The sequence below is a fragment of the Pseudomonas sp. Pseusp16 genome, assembly GCF_047324915.1.
GTDB lineage: Bacteria > Pseudomonadota > Gammaproteobacteria > Pseudomonadales > Pseudomonadaceae > Aquipseudomonas > Aquipseudomonas fluorescens_CD.
Genome location: NZ_CP168522.1, coordinates 4121425 through 4139643 on the forward strand (window position 1 = coordinate 4121425; position 18219 = coordinate 4139643).

Here is an 18219-nt window from a genome sequence, read left to right on the forward strand (position 1 = left end):
TTTTCGTTACAGCATCTAAACCTTAAGGCGCGTACGTCAGCAGCAACTCGGTCGGCACTTTGAAGTCCAGGGACATCATCACGCTCAACGCGGTAATGGTGAAGATCGAGAACACGAACAGCTTGCGTGCCCAGACCGTGTCATCCACTGCCTTGTAGCCGGTCCAGGCCATGTACAGCCAGTACATGCCCATGGCCGCGGCGACGGCGAGGTAGCTCATGCCGGCGTAGCCGCTGAAGGTCAGCATCAAGGTCGCCACGAGGAAGGCCAGGATGTAGATCAGGATGTGCTTCTTGGCCACCTGGATCCCGCGCTTGACTGGCAGCACCGGAATCGATGCGGCCAGGTAATCGTTGAAGCGAAAGATCGCAATGGCATAGGAATGCGGCATCTGCCACAGGCTGAACATCACCAGCAGGGTCAGCGCGGCCATGTCGAAGGTGTTGCTCACCGCGACGTAACCGATCACCGGCGGCATGGCGCCCGACAGACTGCCCACCAGCGTGCCGTGAACCGACTTGCGCTTGAGGTACAGGCTGTAGAAGCCGACGTAGATGATGAAGCCGATGACTGCGAACAGCGCGGCCAACGGGTTGGCCACCTTGTACAACAGCGCAACGCCGGCGACACCCAGGACGGTCGCATAGGCCAGGGCCAGCTTCAGGGAGATCAAGCCCTGGACCAGCACCCGGTTCTTGGTGCGTTCCATCTTCAGGTCGATGTCGCGGTCGATGCAGTTGTTGAACACGCAACCGGAGGCAACCACCAGGGACGTGCCGATCATGGCGGCCAGGAAAATGGCCAGATCGACATGCCCTTTGGAGGCCAGGAAAAATCCGCCTGCCACAGAAAGCACGTTACCGAAAATGATCCCCGGTTTGGTGATTTGGATAAAGTGCTTGAGGGACATGCGGACTTACCTCACTTCGCCATCATGAACGTGTGGATGCTGAACATGATCCACAGCGACAAGCCAACCAGCAGGACAATCACGATCGCGGCAAAGACAAACGCGATCACGTTGTTACGCTGCGCGGCCGAGCGGTCCAGATGGAGGAAGTACACCAGGTGCACCAGCACCTGGATGACTGCGAACGCGACGACGATCATCAGGGTGATCGACTTCGGCAGCGTCGGGTACATCACCAGACCGAACGGGATCAGGGTCAGGATCACCGACAGGATGAAGCCGATGGCGTAGGACTTGACGCTGCCGTGACCGGCATCGTGGCTGTCATGGCCATGTTGGGAATGAGCTGCGTTAGCCATTTACATAGTCCCCATCAGATAAACAACGGTGAATACGCAGATCCACACAACGTCCAGGAAGTGCCAGAACAGGCTCAGGCAGCTCAGACGGGTCTTGTTGGTCGCCGTCAGGCCTTTTTTCTGCACCTGGTACATCATGATCGCCATCCAGATCAGACCGCTGGTCACGTGCAGACCGTGGGTGCCGACCAGGGTGAAGAACCCGGACAGGAAGCCGCTGCGGTTCGGGCCGTAGCCTTCGGAGATCAGCATGTGGAACTCGTTGATCTCCATGCCGATGAAGCCGGCACCGAACAGGAAGGTCATGGCCAGCCAGCCCAGGACCTGCTTCTTGTTACCCCGGAAGAACGCCAGCATGGCGAAGCCGTAGGTGATCGAACTGAACAGCAGCAGAGCGGTTTCGCCCAGTACGTATGGCAGTTCGAAGATGTCGTGGCCCGACGGGCCACCCGCTACGTTGTTAACCAGTACCGCGTACGCCGCGAAGATCGATGCAAACAGAATGCAGTCGGTCATCAGGTAGAGCCAGAAACCGTATACGGTCATCTCGCCCGAGTCGTGGTGATGGTCATCATGCCCATGTCCATCGACATGGGTGTGTCCAGCATTGGTCACTAAGTTCGACATGGTTTAAGCCTGTTCCAACGAGGTTTCAACACGGGTGGCAGTGGCCGGGATTTTCCCTGCCGCGACCAGACGCTTGTGCTGCTCGGCTTCGATGCGCTCGATCACGTCGACCGGCACCATATAGCCTTGATCATCACGGGCCGCGTGGATCGCGAAGTAGATCACGGTGCCTGCCAGGCTAGCGATCGCCAGCCACCAGATGTGCCAGATCATCGCGAAACCGAACACGGTCAACAGCGCGCCCATGACCACACCGGTCGCGGTGTTGTTTGGCATGTGGATCGGCTCGTACTTGGCCGCAACCTTGTACGCGGTGCCGTTTTCCTTGGCTTCGGTGAACGGGTCGACAACGTCGGCTTTCGGCAGCACGGCGAAGTTGTAGAACGGAGGTGGCGACGAGGTCGACCATTCCAGGGTGTGTGCATTCCACGGGTCGCCGTGTTCGCACATGTTTTCCGGCTTGTTGCGGTCACGCACGCTGACGTACAGCTGGATCAGCTGGCAAGCGATACCGACTGCGATCATCACCGCACCGAACATGGCGACGTACAGGTACGGCACCCACTCAGGGTTGGTGGTGGCGTTCAGGCGACGGGTCATGCCCATGAAGCCCAGTGCATAGAGCGGCATGAACGCGACGAAGAAGCCGCTGATCCAGAACCAGAACGCTGCCTTGCCCCAACCTTCGTGCAGCTTGAAGCCGAACGCTTTAGGGAAGTAGAAGCCGAAGCCGGCGATGTAACCGAATACCGCACCGCCGATGATCACGTTGTGGAAGTGCGCGATCACGAACAGGCTGTTGTGCAGAACGAAGTCGGCACCCGGGATGGCCAGCAGTACGCCGGTCATGCCGCCGATGGCGAAGGTCACCATGAAGCCCAGGGTCCACAGAACCTGGCTGGTGAAACGCAGACGGCCTTGATAGATGGTGAACAGCCAGTTGAACAGCTTCACACCCGTCGGGATGGAAATCAGCATCGTTGCCAGACCGAAGAAGGCGTTGACGCTGGCACCCGAACCCATGGTGAAGAAGTGGTGCAGCCAAACCATGAAGCCCAGGATCGAGATCGCGCCCGAAGCGTAGATCATCGAGTGGTGGCCGAACAGTTTCTTGCCGGTGAAGGTCGAGATGACTTCGGAGAAGATACCGAACGCCGGCAGGATCAGGATGTACACCTCAGGGTGACCCCAAGCCCAGAACAGGTTGACGTACATCATCGGATTGCCACCAAGTTCATTGGTGAAAATGTGGAAATCCATGTAACGGTCAAGCGTCAGCAGAGCCAGGGTAGCGGTCAGGATCGGGAACGAAGCCACGATCAGGACGTTGGCCCAGGTGCAGGTCCAGGTGAAGATCGGCATGTCCATCAGCTTCATGCCAGGGGTACGCATTTTCAGCACGGTGGCCAGGAAGTTGACCCCCGTCAGCGTTGTCCCCAGACCCGATAGCTGTAGCGCCCAGATGTAGTAATCCATCCCCACGCCAGGGCTGTATTGCAGGCCCGACAGCGGCGGATAGGCAACCCAGCCGGTCTTGGCGAATTCGCCGACGCCCAGGGACAGGTTGATCAGCACCACGCCGGAAACCAGCAGCCAGAAGCTCAGGGAGTTCAGGAACGGGAAGGCAACGTCACGCGCGCCGATCTGCAGCGGCACTGCAAGGTTCATCAGGCCGGTGAAGAATGGCATCGCCATGAAGATGATCATGATCACACCGTGGGCGGTGAAGATCTGGTCATAGTGTTCAGGTGGCAGGTAGCCAGGCGAACCTTCGGTGGCCATGGCCAACTGGGTACGCATCATGATGGCGTCGGCAAAGCCGCGCAGCAGCATGACCATGGCGACGATGATGTACATCACGCCAATTTTCTTGTGGTCGACCGACGTCAGCCACTCGGTCCACAGGTAGGTCCACTTCTTGAAGTAGGTGATTGCAGCGAACAACGCCAGACCACCGAGCGCGATCATGGAGATGGTCACCATGACAATCGGCTCGTGGAACGGGATCGCTTCCCAACTTAATTTACCAAACATCGTTTACTCCTCTGCCCCGGCAGCTGAATGCGAGTTCATGTCCGTAGCGGCCACTTCTTTCTCTTCTTTCTCGTGGTGCACCTTAGGACCCGGTTTCATGCCTTCGTACTTGTCGACGATGGTCTGGAACAGGTTCGGCGTAACCGAGGAGTAGAGCTCGACTGGGTTGTTCTGGCTTGGCTTGGAAAGGGCTGCGTATTCAGCTTGTTCAAGCTGTTTAGGTGCCTTTTTTACTTCGCTTACCCAGGCGTCGAAATCTTCCTGAGTCGTGGCGATCGCTTTGAATTTCATGCCGGTGAAACCAGCGCCGCTGTAGTTGGCGGAGATACCGTCCATTTCAGCGTTCTCGTTGGCGATCAGGTGCAGCTTGGTCTGCATGCCCGCCATCGCGTAGATCTGGCCGCCCAGAGCAGGGATGAAGAACGAGTTCATCACGGCGTCGGAAGTGATCTTGAAGTTGACCGGGGTGTGCGCCGGGAACACGATCTTGTTGACCGTGGCGATGCCTTGTTCCGGATAGATGAACAGCCACTTCCAGTCCAGCGCGACCACTTCGATGGTCACCGGCTTGACGTCGGATTCCAGCGGCTTGTACGGGTCGAGGGCGTGGGTCGACTTGTAGGTGACGTAACCCAGGGCAATGATGATCAGAACTGGAACAGCCCACACCGCGATCTCGATCTTGGTGGAGTGGTTCCATTTCGGGGTGTAGGTAGCGTTGGTGTTGGAGGCGCGGTATTTCCAGGCGAACAGGAAGGTCATGACGATGACCGGAACCACGACCAACAGCATCAGCAGCGTTGCGGTGATGATCAGGTTTCGCTCATCCAGACCAACCTGGCCCTTGGGATTGAGCAAGGTCATGTTGCAGCCTGACAGCAGCAATGTGCCGATCAGCGGCAATAAGCCTAGTAGTCTGGGGTACCTGTTTTTACTCATCTCACGACCTCTAAAGCAGCTTGCGCAATGCAGTTGGGTTTTGATCGCCAACACTTCACCCTGCCAAGGGTTGGCATTTTTCTTGGATTGAATAAGGGCATGCCCGTCGTGCGTCAGACGCGTTTCGACAAATCCTGGGCCTGCGGTGAGTTCTTATTCGAATTCGTGGTCAAAGGCCTTTTTACAGACCAATTCCATTTGGTGCGGATAGTTGGAGACTCCGACACCTGGGCATCGCATGAAGCCACCAGACTTCTCGACACCCTGTTTCTGCTCACGCCTGGTTAAGATTTGAGCAGTGCCGGGAATTCAGTGCGGGCGATTGTAGATATGTAACGTTTTATAAACCATGTCTCATCCCGAAATAATTTTTATCCGAACCGGCAACAATCATTAACCGTTTTCGCAAAAGTGGCGCATCTTATCGAAATTAATTCTCAACAAAAACACCAAAATTAGTAGGTCTTCCGCCCACAGTTCAGACAGTATCGGGTCCCTCTTCACTGCCCTTTACCTTGCCTGAGCCCCGATATGACGGGGGCTCTGGCTATTCGCCAAGCCGTGTTAAAACTGCCTGATTGCGCTCGGAACGGAAAAAACCGGAAGCCTGCAAATCAGCCCAATTTCGTTACGTTTCCATGCACCAATCCGGCCTCCTCGAAGGCCCTGCGACACCGGCTCTGTGACAACATGTCGCACATGTGTCGCACCCTTGGCTGTCACACATCACGGTCTTTTTATCTGGCCTCTGAAATGGCTCGGCAAGACAAAAAAAGCCCCGGTCCTCTCTGCGAGGAACGGGGCTTTTTTGTCCGACAATGCGTGGCGGCAGATGACCTCAGCGCAGCGCTTTGCGGTTACGCGACGTCAGCAATGGCACCAGCACCACGATCAGCACGAAGGCGACCAGCGCCCACTGCGCCAGCGACAGACCGAGGATCGGCGGGTATGGCGTGGAGCAGAAACCATCGACCTGGAAGCCCAACGGGAAGATCTTCGCCAGCGGCAACCCATCGACAATCGGTTGCAGCACATCGATGCCGCAGCTGACCGCCGGATAGAACTGCGTAAAGACGTGATGCCCGGCAACGCCTGCGCCTGCCAGCGCGCAGATCACCACCAGGGTTTCGAACGCCGTGATGCTGCGGCGGGTGTGCATGGCCGCGCCGATGAAGGCGAAGATCGCGATCAGCAGCAACGCATAACGTTGCAGGATGCACAGCGGGCAAGGCGCCTCGCCCAGAACAATTTGCATGTACAACGCGCCGCCGATCAGCGCCAGGCAAATGATGCCCAACAACACCAGGTAGCGCCGTTCACGCCCCAACCGCATGGATTCATCGCTCATCGCGTTTCCCTTCAAGATTTCCAGTGCCCGCCAGTCTACACGCTGGCCCGGACCTTTGAGAGTCTGGAGCGTGTCCGGGGGGATTCGGGGGAATAGACGACAAGGCGGTTAAGCAGGGATTAACTTTCTGGCTTTTTTCAGTTCAGGACCGAGGTGAAGCTATCGCGGGCAAGCCACGCTCCCACAGGGATTTGTGTCGATCCAGATTGATGTGAACGACACAAAACCTGTGGGAGCATGGCTTGCCCGCGATGAAGGCGACGCGGTGAGGCAGACTCACCGCGCCAGAGCCTTACTCCAGTGCCGCTGCCGGCCCGAAGAACTCGTAACGACTTTGCTTCTCCGGCACGCCCAGTGCCTTGAGGTGGCGTTTCACTGCAGCCATGAAGCCTTTTGGCCCCAGGAAGTAAGCGTCCAGGTCACGCTGCTCCGGCAGCCATGCATTCAACTGCTGCTGGCTCAACAAACCAACCTTGTGTGCCGCCGGGCTCACACCGTCATCTTCGGAGTAGCAGTAGAACCGCTTGAGTTGCGGGTGACGCTCGGCCAAGCCGTCGATCCAGTCACGGAAGGCATGCACGCTGCCATTGCGCGCGCAGTGGATGAAATGTACCGGCCGCTGGGTCTCCAGCGCCGCTTCGAGCATCGCCAGGGTCGGGGTAATGCCAACGCCGCCACTGATCAGCACCAGCGGTTTGTCGCTGGCGCTCAGGACGAACTCGCCCGATGGCGGGAACAACTGGATGCTGGCGCCGACATGCAATTGGTCGTGCAGGAAGTTGGAAGCGCGGCCACCGTCCTCGCGTTTTACGCTGATGCGGTACTGGCCCTTGTTCGCCAGCGCCGACAGCGAGTAGTTACGACGGATCTCTTCACCGTCGAGGATCAGTTTCATGCCGATGTACTGGCCGGGTTCCGCCACCAGGATCGGGCCTTTGTCCGCCGGTTCGAAGTAGAACGAGGTGATCTCTGCGCTCTCCTCGACCTTACCGGCCACGATGAATTCCCGCGCCCCGCGCCAGCCGCCGTGGGCCTGCTCCTTCTGGTCGTAGATGCTGGATTCGGCACCGATCAGAATGTCCGCCAGCTGGCCATAGGCCGCGCCCCAGGCCGCGATCACTTCAGGGGTGGCGATCTCTTCGCCCAGCACTTCGGCAATGGCCCGCAGCAGGCAGTTACCGACAATCGGATAGTGTTCCGGCAGGATCTGCAGGGCCACGTGCTTGTTGATGATCTTGGCCACCAGGTCGCCCAACTGGTCGAGTTGGTCGATATGGCGCGCATACATCAATACGCCGTTGGCCAGGGCACGCGGCTGATCACCGCTGGCCTGGTGGGCCTGGTTGAACAGCGGGCGGACTTCCGGGTATTCGGAGAGCATCATGCGGTAGAAGTGCGTGATCAGCGCTTCGCCACCGCTTTCGAGCAACGGTACGGTGGATTTGACGATGGCACGGTCTTGAACGCTCAGCATAAGGTGACTCCTGGTTCTCGGGTTGCTAACGGATTACCTATGCTTATCAGCTTCCATGCCAACTATTTAATCGTTATAAATCAATAAGATAAGAACTTAATAGTCATTAAGACACCACCTGATTTATAGTCATGTCGACTACACGGAGTCACTATGACTGCAAAACCCCTGCTCACTGCCCTGCTGCCCCTGGTCTCCGACCTGTCCCGCGAACTGCCCGAGGGCGAGCGTTATCGCCGCCTGCTGGAAGCCATGCGCGCCCTGCTGCCCTGCGACGCCGCCGCCCTGCTGCGCCTTGACGGTGAATGGCTGGTGCCGCTGGCTGTCGACGGCTTGAGCACCGACACTCTCGGTCGGCGCTTCAAGGTCAGCGAGCACCCGCGTTTCGAAGCGCTGCTCAGCGGCCCTGGCCCGACCCGTTTCGCTGCCGACAGCGACTTGCCTGACCCCTATGACGGTCTGGTCGATGGCCTGGATGATCATCTGGAAGTCCACGACTGCATGGGCTGCCCATTGTTCATCGACGAGCGGCCATGGGGTCTGCTGACCCTCGACGCCCTCGATCCGGAGCGCTTCGAGCCCATCGAACTGGATGCCCTGCAAGCCTTCGCCAGCCTCGCGGCCGCCACGGTCAACGCCGCCGAACGCATCGAGCGGTTGAACAACCGGGTCGAAGATGAACATCAGCGCGCCGAGGTCTACCGCCAGGCCAGTGGCCAGCAGAATCGCGAGATGATTGGCCAGAGCAAGGCCCACAAACGCCTGGTTGAAGAAATCAGCCTGGTGGGCGGCAGCGACCTGACCGTGCTGATCACTGGCGAAACCGGGGTCGGCAAGGAGTTGGTGGCCCAGGCCATCCACGCCGCCTCGCCCCGCGCCGACAAACCGATCATCAGCCTCAACTGCGCCGCGCTGCCCGACACACTGGTGGAAAGCGAGTTGTTCGGCCATGTCCGCGGCGCCTTTACCGGGGCGATGAACGACCGCCGTGGCAAGTTCGAACTGGCCAATGGCGGCACGCTGTTTCTCGATGAAGTCGGTGAGTTGTCGCTGACCGTGCAAGCCAAGTTGCTGCGGGTATTGCAGAGCGGTCAGCTGCAGCGACTGGGTTCGGACAAGGAGCATCAGGTGGACGTGCGCCTGATCGCGGCGACCAACCGCGACCTCGCCGAAGAAGTGCGCAGCGGCCGTTATCGCGCCGACTTCTACCATCGCCTCAGCGTTTATCCGCTGCTGGTGCCGGCCCTGCGCGATCGCGGGCGCGATGTGCTGCTGCTCAGCGGTTACTTCCTGGAGCAGAACCGCTCGCGCATGGGCCTCAACAGCCTGCGCCTGAACAGCGACGCCCAGGTCGCGCTATTGGCCTACGACTGGCCCGGCAACGTGCGCGAGCTTGAACATCTGATCGGCCGCAGCGCCTTGAAAGCCCTGGGCAATTGCAAGGATCGGCCGAAGATTCTCAGCCTGAGCGCCGCCGACCTGGACTTGCCCAATGCCAGCATTGAAGCCGCTACCGAGCAGCCCGCAGCCACCGTCACGCCGGTGGTGACCGGCGATTTGCGCGAGGCGACCGAAAACTATCAGCGCCAGTTGATCGGTGCGTGTCTGGAACGGCACAACAACAATTGGGCAAGCGCGGCCCGTGAGCTAGGCCTGGACCGGGCGAATCTTGGGCGGATGGCCAAGAGACTGGGTATGAAGTGAGGCCCCTTCGCGAGCAAGCCCGCTCCCACATTTGGAATGCGATCAACTGTGCGGGCAGGCTTGCTCGCGAAGACGAACTACCATTCACCCGAATAGCTAAAGCCTGCCCCGTACGAGTCGATAACCCGGCATCGATAGCTTTTGGCGATTGCTTACTCGCCCATCACCTTTTTCCACAGAAGGTTTTTATGTCCTCCACCAAAGCCCGCGCAGACTCACTTTCGCTTCTGCTGTTTACCTTGCGCAGCGGCAAGCTGATGGCGATCAACCTGCTCAAGGTCAGTGAAATCATTCCCTGCCCGCCGCTGACCAGGCTTCCGGAGTCGCATCCCCACGTCAAAGGCATCGCCACCCTGCGCGGTTCGTCGCTGTCGGTGATCGACCTCAGCCGCGCCATCGGCGAGCGGCCGCTGGAAGACCCGAACGGCGGCTGCCTGATTGTCACTGACGTCAGCCGCTCCAAGCAGGGTCTGCACGTGCAGGCAGTGAGCAAGATCGTCCATTGCCTGACCACCGACATCCGCCCGCCGCCCTTCGGCTCCGGTGGTTTGCGCGCCTACATCACCGGCGTGACATCGGTCGATGGCACCCTGGTACAAGTGCTGGACATCGAAAAAGTCATCCACGGCATTGCGCCTGCCCAAATCGAAATGGCGCCGACCGAGCTGAGCATGGAAGACGCCGAATTGCTCGGCAACGCGCGCATCCTGGTGGTCGACGACAGTCAGGTCGCCTTGCAGCAATCGGTACACACCCTGCGTAACCTGGGCCTGCAATGCCATACGGCCCGCAGCGCCAAGGAAGCCATCGACTGCCTGCTGGACCTGCAAGGTACCGCGCAGCAGATCAACCTGATTGTCTCGGACATCGAAATGTCCGAGATGGACGGCTACGCCTTCACCCGCACCCTGCGGGAAACCCCGGATTTCGCGCATCTTTATGTACTGCTGCACACGTCACTGGACAGTGCGATGAATGCAGAGAAAGCACGACTGGCCGGGGCGAACGCGGTGCTGACCAAATTTTCTTCGCCGGAACTGACCCAGTGCCTGATCACTGCGGCCAAGGCGGTTGCCGAACAGGGTTATTGAGTGTTGACGGAAGAATTCTGCTGGCTGATGCGGCGCGACCTCTCTGTCGTCGTGCCGCCCCCCGATTGGCCAGCCGGCCTGCAACTGAGCGAATACCGCCCCGAGTTGGGCGCCGCCGTGCACCGGTTGATGGAGTTCGGTTATCTCGACGGCGGCGGGCGCGTAGCCGCGCTGGACATGTGGCAACGGCAGTTCGAAACCGATCCGGAATATGACCCGACCCTGTGCTTCATTGCCTGGGATGCCGAAGGTGTGGTCGGTGTGTGTCAGTGCTGGACCAGTGCCTATATCAAGAATCTGGTGGTGCACCCGCGGTTTCAGGGCCGGGGGTTGGGGCGCGCACTGTTGTTGCAGGCGTTCAAGGTGTTCCAGCAGCGGCGCGAAGGATTTGTGGATTTGAAGGTGCGCGAAGACAACCATAGGGCGCGGCGGCTATATGAAAGCGTCGGGATGCATGCCGTTCGCCGAGAGCCGGTTCCGGTCTGATACGCCGCCTTCGCGAGCAAGCCCGCTCCCACAGGTTCAATGCAGTCCTTTGTGGGAGCGGGCTTGCTCGCGAAGAGGCCGGCACATCCACTCCAAAACCGTCAGGCATACTCCACCCTTGGCCATTGCACATCCAAGGACGCCAGAACCATGAAAGCAGCAACCCTGACTTTTCTCTGCATCACCGCCCTCGCCCCCCAGGCCCACGCCTCAAGCCCTGATGCCTGGGCCACCTACGACAAAGCCGTACTCGTCAGTTGCACCAAGGCCAGCGGTCTGAAGGACGCCAAACCCGTGGGCAACGCCGCGCAGTTCGATGACCGGGTCGGCTACACCGCACTCCTGCTCCAGGGCCAGTACCCGCAAAAGCACATGAAAGGCGCACAAGGCACCGAGCTGTGCCTCTACAACAAAAAGGGCAAGACCGCGTACGTCACCGAATGGGACTCCATCCGCCCGACCGGCAAGGCGAACTGAGTGGCGCATGATCAGCTTCGATAGCGGCCTTTACAGCGGCATCATGAAAGAACGCAGATCCCTTGTGGGAGCGGGCTTGCTGGCGAAGACGGCAGATCAGGCACCGCGGAGCTGAAAGCTCAGCGCTTGCCCATCGACCGACGAGTCCCCGGCGGAGCCATGCCCGGCGTCTTGGTGTGGCCGTTCTTGGCGCCATTTTTGTACCACGGCTGGTTCGAGCCCTTGGCGGCCGCCAGCTCACCCGGCTTGAACGGGAATTTGAATGCCGGGATCCCGGCTTCGGTTGCGCTGTCGGCGCTGGAGTCGACGCTGTCTGGCAGCTCTGCCTGCACGTCGCTCAAAGCGTCGGCGACCGGCGGTTGTTTCGGGGATGTCATGAAAGCTCCGGGTGGTGCGCAAATTGTCGGGCCCAGTGAGCGAGCCGCGAAAGGCCGCAGTATAACTGGATGACGCCCGGCAAGCTGCTAGCTTGCAACGACCGCTGGGCGACTCGCACAAATCCCGCGAAGAATGTTAGCGTGCTCACCATTATCTCCGTCCGACGAGCCCGCCTCCCATGAAAAAGACTGTCCTGGCCTTCAGCCGCGTCACTGCGCAAATGGTCGAACGCCTGCAACAGGATTTCGACGTCATCGTGCCGAATCCGAAAAACGGCGACATCAGCGCCCAATTCAACGAAGCCCTGCCCCACGCCCACGGCCTGATCGGCGTCGGTCGCAAACTCGGCCGCGCCCAACTGGAAAACGCCGCCAGGCTGGAGGTGGTATCCAGCGTCTCGGTGGGCTACGACAACTATGACGTGGCGTATTTCAACGAACGCGGGATCATGCTGACCAACACGCCGGATGTGCTTACCGAAAGCACCGCCGACCTGGCATTTGCGCTGCTGATGAGCAGCGCGCGCCGCGTCGCCGAACTGGATGCCTGGACCAAGGCCGGACAATGGCAAGCCACCGTCGGTGCGCCGTTGTTCGGTTGTGATGTGCATGGCAAGACCCTGGGCATCGTCGGCATGGGTAACATCGGTGCCGCCATCGCCCGGCGCGGTCGATTGGGGTTCAACATGCCGGTCATCTACAGCGGCAACAGCCGCAAGACCGACCTGGAACAGGAGCTCGGCGCACAGTTTCGCAGCCTCGATCAACTGCTGGCCGAGGCCGACTTCGTCTGCCTGGTGGTGCCGCTCAGCGAGAAAACCAGACACTTGATCAGCCATCGCGAACTGGCGCTGATGAAGCCGAGCGCCATATTGGTGAACATCGCCCGTGGCCCGGTGGTGGATGAGCCGGCGCTGATCGAAGCCCTGCAAAACAACCGCATTCGTGGTGCCGGGCTGGACGTGTACGAAAAAGAACCGCTGGCCGAGTCACCACTGTTCCAGCTGAAAAACGCCGTGACCTTGCCGCACATTGGCTCGGCCACCCACGAGACCCGCGATGCGATGGCCAATCGTGCCCTGGCCAACTTGCGCAGTGCCTTGCTGGGCGAGCGGCCACAAGACCTGGTCAATCCGCAAGTGTGGAAAGGTTGATAGAACCCGGGTACGTCTTGGCAGATGTACCCGCCCATTAAAAAACCTGAATAACCTTTCCAGTCACTCCCGTACTTCATCAAATAAACAATCGAAACAACCTGCAACGCAAGGCTTTCAACAACTTGCGGTCACCGACTATAGACTCCGATCAAGACAAACGCACTAGCCATGCTCTCGGAGAACGATCACATGTACAAAAACACGACCGCAGACATAATAAGACGAAGCAAACTAACCATTGTATTGCTGGCGACGCTTTTCGGGATCATGACCCTCATCAACAACTTCACCGACTATACGGCATACGCCGAATACATCGGCAGAATCATCAGCATGAGCGCGACCGAAGGCAATGAATCCAGGCGCTACCGGGCGATCAGCTCAGGTCTTTTTCATCATCGCTTCTACTGGGCGATAATAACACTGGAGACCATATTCACATTGAGCTGTCTGATCGGGACTTATCAGCTCTATCGAAAACTCGATGCACCGCACAATGAGTTTCACGAAGCGAAGAAATTCGCCATCATTGGTTTAACCACCGCAATCTTTGTTTACCAGATGTTATACGTAACGATACTCAACGAATGGTTCGACCTGGAGTATTCCGCTCAACGCAGTGCTTTTGACTGGGCACGAAACAATATTGAATATATGTTTCTCGGCCTGATCTACCTGGTAGCGGTAAAGGATAGTTGAACGGCATGCGATTCATGCCAGTTTGCCTGACACCGGGCTGGCGCTCGCCCTGGCCTTGCGAAACACCAGCACGTTACCCAGCATCACCATCACCAGCCCCACCAAAGCCGGTGCCGTCCATTGGTAGCCCTCGGCAAACGCCGAGACATTCAGCGCCACCACCGGAAACAGCACAGTGCAATAGGCCGCGCGCTCAGGCCCCATGCGACCGACCAGCGTCAGATAGGCGGTAAAACCGATCACCGAACCCGGAATCACCAGGTACAACAGTGACCCGATGTAACGCACGCTCATTTCCATGTCGAATGGAATGCCTTTGACCAGGCACCACACCGACAACATGGCCGCCCCGTAGGCCATGCCCCAGGCATTGGTGGTCAGTGGCTTGAGACCGGCCTTCTGTTGCAGGCTCGAGAGCATGTTGCCCGCCGAGAAACACAAGGTGCCGCACAGGGCCAGGCCAAGGCCGAGCAGAGTTTCCGGGCTGGCGGTATGCCCAGCCAGTTCCGGCCAGAACAGCAGTCCCAGCCCAAGCAGGCCCAGCGCACCGCCCATCAGCACGTTGCGGGCGATTTTCTGACCGAAGAACACCCGCGCGTTAAGCGCATTCCACAGAGTGGCAGTGGAAAACACCACGGCCACCAGACCACTGGGGATCCACTGGCTTGCGGTGAGGAAACACATGAAGTTGACGCAGAACAGGCACAGGCCCTGAGCCAGGCAGATCAGGTGCCCGCGACGGTTCATCACTTGCAGGCGTCGGCTGAGCAGCAGGATCACGAACAGCACCAGCGCAGCGAGGCCGAAGCGATAGACGATCGACACGGGAATGGCCACCACGCCCAGCTGCCACTTCAAGGCAATCCAGGTGGTGCCCCAGATCAGCACGGTCAGCAGGTACAAAGAAAGGTTCATGACAAAGGCTCCTCGACAGGAGCCCAGTGTCCGGCGCCACGCCTGGGCGCACTTGCATAAACTTGCGCTTTTGTCTGGCGACAGGCTGGCAGGCGCACGCCTACGGGGTAGGATGCAAGGCGTTGGATGCAGGTGTTAGAGAGCAACGATCATGGCTGCACTGGATACCCTACAAGTCTTTCAAGCCCTCAACCGTTCGCCGAATGCTCGCCTCGAGCACAGCGCCGAGCTCGGTGACGGCTTGTCTGCGGCCTTGTGGAGCAATCACCACGACGCCCAGGAATATGAAGCGCCCAGCCACCACACGCTGTCCTGCTATCTCGCTGGCGGCACCGGCACCTTTCGCCGCGACCAGCCCGGCAACAAGGGGGGGCCGGACAAACTGTGCATCCTGCCGGCCGATCACCAGTCAGGCTGGGTGATCAACGGCGATATTCGCCTGGCCCACCTGTATTTCAGCCCCGAACAGTTTGCCCTCGGCTGCGTCACCCTGCTCGATCGCGAACCACGGGAAATGCAGCTGCGCGAGCAGACCTTTCTCGATGATCCACAGCAGGCGCTGCGCTTTCGGCGGTTGATCGCCTTGAACTGGGACGAGCCGGGCGAGCGTCTGCTCACCAGCAGCCTGGCTCACGAACTGCTCAGCCATGCCCTGCTCAGCCAGGTGAATATGCGTCAGGGCCTGCGCCTTAAGGGTGGGTTGGCCGCGCATCAACGTCGGCATCTGGTGGAGTTCATCGACAGCCATCTGGACGAGGCCATCAGCCTCGGTCAGTTGGCGGCGTTGTGCGCGCTGTCGGAATACCACTTCGCGCGGATGTTTCGCGAGAGCTTCGGCTTGCCGCCCCACCAGTACGTGCTGGCACGGCGCCTTGACCGGGCGCGAGCGTTGCTGCGCATGACCTCGCAGCCGCTGGGGGAGATTGCCCTGGCTTGCGGCTTTTCCAGTGCCAGCCACTTCACAAACCGCTTTCGCCGGGCCCTGGGAGGAACGCCCGGCGAGTATCGACAGGCATTTTTGCGCTAGCCCCGTTTTTTTATCGCCTGTACTGCCGCCTTCGTCGGATCGCCGCCCGGACCAAGCCCGCTCCCACAGGTTTGGTGGTGCTCACCTGTTTTGTGGCTACCCTGCTCCCCTGTGGGAGCGGGCTTGCTCGCGAAGAACGATGACGCGGTCTGTCGTCAGAACTCCAAAGTGCTCGACAACGTCACCTGCCGCGAATCACCCATCGACACAAAGAACCGGCTCGCCGCCGAGGTGTAATAGGTGCGGTCGAACAGGTTCTTCACGTTGAGCTGGAACTTGACCTTCTGCCCTTCGACCCTGGTGTCGTAGGTGGCGAACGCATCGGCCACGGTGTAGCTCGGCAATTCGAAATCATTCACGGCGTTACCTTGCCTTTCACCTACGTAACGCGCCCCGGCACCGACCCGCAACTGATCGCCGCCAACAATGGTGCCAAAGTCATAGACCGCCGACAGCGAGCCGCTGTTCTTCGCCACGTTTTGCAGTTGATTGCCTTTGTAAACCGGGTCTTCGGTGACTTCGGCATCGGTGTAGGCGTAGCTGCCGATCATGCTCCAGCGATCGGTGAGCTGACCGCTCAAGTCCACTTCCAGGCCACGGGAACGCACTTCGCCGGCGGCGCTGTAAATCGTGGTCGGGCCTTCGGCGTTGGCCACCAGCACGTTGCGTTTCTTGATGTCGAACAACGCAATGTTGCCGGTGACGCGCCCCGGCAGATCAAGCTTGGCACCCAGCTCCCAGGACTTGGCTTCTTCCGGCGCGATGCTGCCGTCCAGCACGGTACTGCTGCCGCTCAACGGCGCGATGGTCGAGTTGGGTTTGAACGACTCGGTGTAGCTGCCGTAGAACGACAAGGCATCGGTGTACTTGTACACCAGGCCAGCACGCGGCACCCATTTCTGCCCGTTACTGTCGGTGTTGGCGTGGAACGGCACGCCTTTGCCAGCAAATTGGTCGTACGCCTGGAAGCGCGCGCCGGCCACCAGAATCCATTGCTCGTTGAGGTGGAAGGAATCCTGCAGGAACACCGAATCGCTGCGCAGCTCATCGGTCTGCGCGCTATCAGCCGCGCTGACGGTGGAACCCGGCACTTCCTGGCCATACACCGGGTTCACGTAGCTGAACGTGGTGCGACTTTTCTGGCGGATCAAATCTTCGCGAAAAATCTTGCGGTACTCGTCATCGACGCCGAACAGCAGGTCGTGCTGCATGCCGAGCACATTCACGTTGCCTTCCAGGCTCGCGGTGGTGAAACGGTCGGTGCTGATCGCGTTTTGAGTACCGTCCATGCTGCGGGTCAGGGTGCCCTTTTTGGTGTCGATGGCGGTCACGCGCACTTGGCTGGCGTCGTAGGTTTCGCGGTTCCAGCTGTAGCCGAAATGGGCTTTCCAGTTGTCGTTGAGTTCGTGATCGGCCTCGAAGTGATAGAGGTCCGAACGCCCTTCCATGTTGTTGAACGGCTCGTCGAGACGCTCGTTGCGCGAGATGTCCAGCGGATGGTTGGTCCGTGGATCGATCAGCGTGCCACGGTCGAAGGGTGTGAGGAATTCGCGGTGCTCATAGGCGAACAACAGCTTAGTGCTTTCGCCGGACCACGCCAGCGATGGCGCGATCAAGCTCTCGCGATGCACGCCGAAGTTACGCCAGTAATCTTCGTCTTCGTGATCCAGCACCATGCGGTAGGCCAGTCCGGAATCGCCGAGGGCACCGGTACTGTCCAGGCTACCGCCGCTGCCGTTCTTGCCGTCGCCATAGCTCGAGCCGCGCAAGGTCAAGGCGTTGTACTGCTCAAGCTCGGGCTTCTTGCTGACCATATTGACCACGCCGCCCGGATCCTGGATGCCATAGAGCAACGAGGCTGGCCCTTTTAGCACTTCGACCCGGTCTACACTGGCGTTGAGGCCACGCCCCTGCACGATCGGCATTCCGTCACGCATGATCGAACCATTACGGTTGTCGCCAAAACCGCGGACCATCACCGAATCCTGGGTACTGCCCAGGGTGTTGGCCTGGGTGATGCCGCTGACGTTGGCCAGGGCGTCATCGAGATTGCGCGGAGCCTGGTCGCGGATGACCTGGGCCGGGACGACATTGATGGTCTGCGGGATCTCCTGAACGGGAGCCGAGGAACGCATCACTGAAGTGGTGGGAGGCGGCTGGTAACTCATGGACTCATCCATCACCGAGGTGATGGTGGTCGCGCCCAGGTTCAACGCACCCTCAGTCGGCCGTGGTTCCAGTGCAATGGTGTGGCCGTCGGTGCGACGGAACGTCAGGCCCGAGCCGGTGAGCAGACGTTGCAGGGCCTGTTCGGCGCTCATCTGGCCATTGATTGCCGGCGCATTGAGTCCGTAAGGCGCTTCATCGGTGTAGACGACGCTGATGCCGGTCACCCGGCTGAAATCACTCAGGGCCTGGGGCAGCGGTTTGGCGGCCAGAGAAAAACTGAACTGTGCACGCGGCTGACGGTTGCCCGTCTCTGCAGCCAGCGCCACGCTCAGCGGCAACAACGCCAATGCCGAAAAGCTCAGCGCAGAGACACCCAACCATTGTTTGACCGAACCCGATTTTGCCCTGGACTTCATGACTCATGAC

General features: G+C 59.5%; 18 protein-coding genes. 8 read left to right on the top strand and 10 right to left on the bottom strand.

The genetic code is table 11. The features are described from left to right. Positions 1–22 precede the first annotated feature (22 nt). The 5 genes from cyoE to cyoA are packed head-to-tail and all read right to left on the bottom strand — an operon-like array spanning position 23 to position 4869. The gene (cyoE, locus tag ACEN8Q_RS18770; RefSeq protein ID WP_413420984.1) at positions 23–910 is read right to left on the bottom strand and encodes a heme o synthase; all 888 of its coding nucleotides are present in this window, start codon (positions 908–910) and stop codon (positions 23–25) included. 11 nt (positions 911–921) lie between these two features. Next, the gene (gene cyoD / locus ACEN8Q_RS18775; protein WP_008018862.1) at positions 922–1269 is read right to left on the bottom strand and encodes a cytochrome o ubiquinol oxidase subunit IV; all 348 of its coding nucleotides are present in this window, start codon (positions 1267–1269) and stop codon (positions 922–924) included. Next, positions 1270–1896: a cytochrome o ubiquinol oxidase subunit III gene (locus tag ACEN8Q_RS18780; protein ID WP_008000700.1), complete on the bottom strand. Its 627-nt coding sequence runs from the start codon at positions 1894–1896 to the stop codon at positions 1270–1272. 3 nt (positions 1897–1899) lie between these two features. Beyond that, positions 1900–3930 carry a cytochrome o ubiquinol oxidase subunit I gene (cyoB, locus tag ACEN8Q_RS18785; RefSeq protein ID WP_111281029.1) on the bottom strand — a complete coding sequence of 677 codons (2031 nt, stop codon included), beginning with the start codon at positions 3928–3930 and terminating at the stop codon, positions 1900–1902. Positions 3931–3933: 3 nt separating this feature from the next. Further along, positions 3934–4869 (bottom strand): ubiquinol oxidase subunit II, encoded by a 936-nt coding sequence (cyoA, locus tag ACEN8Q_RS18790; protein WP_008018861.1) that lies wholly within the window; start codon positions 4867–4869, stop codon positions 3934–3936. Between the two features lie 27 nt (positions 4870–4896). On the opposite strand from cyoA, the gene ACEN8Q_RS18795 reads away from it, so the two are divergent. Continuing rightward, positions 4897–5157, top strand: a complete 261-nt coding sequence (locus ACEN8Q_RS18795; RefSeq protein WP_413420987.1) for a hypothetical protein — start codon at positions 4897–4899, stop codon at positions 5155–5157. Positions 5158–5707: 550 nt separating this feature from the next. Here ACEN8Q_RS18795 and ACEN8Q_RS18800 read toward each other — a convergent pair. Both ACEN8Q_RS18800 and hmpA read right to left on the bottom strand, forming a co-directional pair. Further along, positions 5708–6217, bottom strand: a complete 510-nt coding sequence (locus ACEN8Q_RS18800) for a disulfide bond formation protein B (RefSeq protein ID WP_413420989.1) — start codon at positions 6215–6217, stop codon at positions 5708–5710. Positions 6218–6509: 292 nt separating this feature from the next. Next, entirely contained in the window at positions 6510–7691 is a 1182-nt protein-coding gene (hmpA, locus tag ACEN8Q_RS18805) for an NO-inducible flavohemoprotein (RefSeq protein WP_413420991.1), read from the bottom strand. 153 nt (positions 7692–7844) lie between these two features. On the opposite strand from hmpA, the gene norR reads away from it, so the two are divergent. From norR to ACEN8Q_RS18825, 4 genes are all read left to right on the top strand, one after another. Further along, positions 7845–9395: a nitric oxide reductase transcriptional regulator NorR gene (gene norR / locus ACEN8Q_RS18810; RefSeq protein ID WP_413420993.1), complete on the top strand. Its 1551-nt coding sequence runs from the start codon at positions 7845–7847 to the stop codon at positions 9393–9395. Positions 9396–9583: 188 nt separating this feature from the next. Continuing rightward, a complete protein-coding gene (locus ACEN8Q_RS18815; RefSeq protein WP_413703549.1) occupies positions 9584–10486 on the top strand; it encodes a chemotaxis protein CheV in 903 nt (300 codons plus the stop codon). A 27-nt stretch (positions 10487–10513) separates the two neighbouring features. Next, positions 10514–10972 (top strand): GNAT family N-acetyltransferase, encoded by a 459-nt coding sequence (locus ACEN8Q_RS18820; RefSeq protein ID WP_413705507.1) that lies wholly within the window; start codon positions 10514–10516, stop codon positions 10970–10972. A 150-nt stretch (positions 10973–11122) separates the two neighbouring features. Beyond that, on the top strand, positions 11123–11449 hold the full coding sequence (locus ACEN8Q_RS18825) for a hypothetical protein (RefSeq protein WP_413703550.1): 327 nt from the start codon (positions 11123–11125) through the stop codon (positions 11447–11449). Between the two features lie 119 nt (positions 11450–11568). Here ACEN8Q_RS18825 and ACEN8Q_RS18830 read toward each other — a convergent pair whose 3' ends face one another. Beyond that, on the bottom strand, positions 11569–11826 hold the full coding sequence (locus ACEN8Q_RS18830) for a hypothetical protein (RefSeq protein WP_413421001.1): 258 nt from the start codon (positions 11824–11826) through the stop codon (positions 11569–11571). 179 nt (positions 11827–12005) lie between these two features. On the opposite strand from ACEN8Q_RS18830, the gene ACEN8Q_RS18835 reads away from it, so the two are divergent. Both ACEN8Q_RS18835 and ACEN8Q_RS18840 read left to right on the top strand, forming a co-directional pair. Further along, entirely contained in the window at positions 12006–12980 is a 975-nt protein-coding gene (locus ACEN8Q_RS18835; protein ID WP_413703551.1) for a 2-hydroxyacid dehydrogenase, read from the top strand. 192 nt (positions 12981–13172) lie between these two features. After that, on the top strand, positions 13173–13682 hold the full coding sequence (locus tag ACEN8Q_RS18840) for a DUF2165 family protein (RefSeq protein WP_413421005.1): 510 nt from the start codon (positions 13173–13175) through the stop codon (positions 13680–13682). A gap of 12 nt (positions 13683–13694) precedes the next feature. Here ACEN8Q_RS18840 and ACEN8Q_RS18845 read toward each other — a convergent pair whose 3' ends face one another. Next, a complete protein-coding gene (locus ACEN8Q_RS18845) occupies positions 13695–14597 on the bottom strand; it encodes a DMT family transporter (protein WP_413421007.1) in 903 nt (300 codons plus the stop codon). Between the two features lie 151 nt (positions 14598–14748). On the opposite strand from ACEN8Q_RS18845, the gene ACEN8Q_RS18850 reads away from it, so the two are divergent. Next, a complete protein-coding gene (locus tag ACEN8Q_RS18850) occupies positions 14749–15624 on the top strand; it encodes a helix-turn-helix domain-containing protein (protein WP_413703552.1) in 876 nt (291 codons plus the stop codon). Positions 15625–15779: 155 nt separating this feature from the next. On the opposite strand, the gene ACEN8Q_RS18855 is transcribed toward ACEN8Q_RS18850, so the two are convergent. Further along, positions 15780–18209, bottom strand: coding sequence for a TonB-dependent siderophore receptor (locus ACEN8Q_RS18855; RefSeq protein ID WP_413703553.1), 2430 nt, complete (start codon positions 18207–18209; stop codon positions 15780–15782). Between the last annotated feature and the right edge of the window lie 10 nt (positions 18210–18219).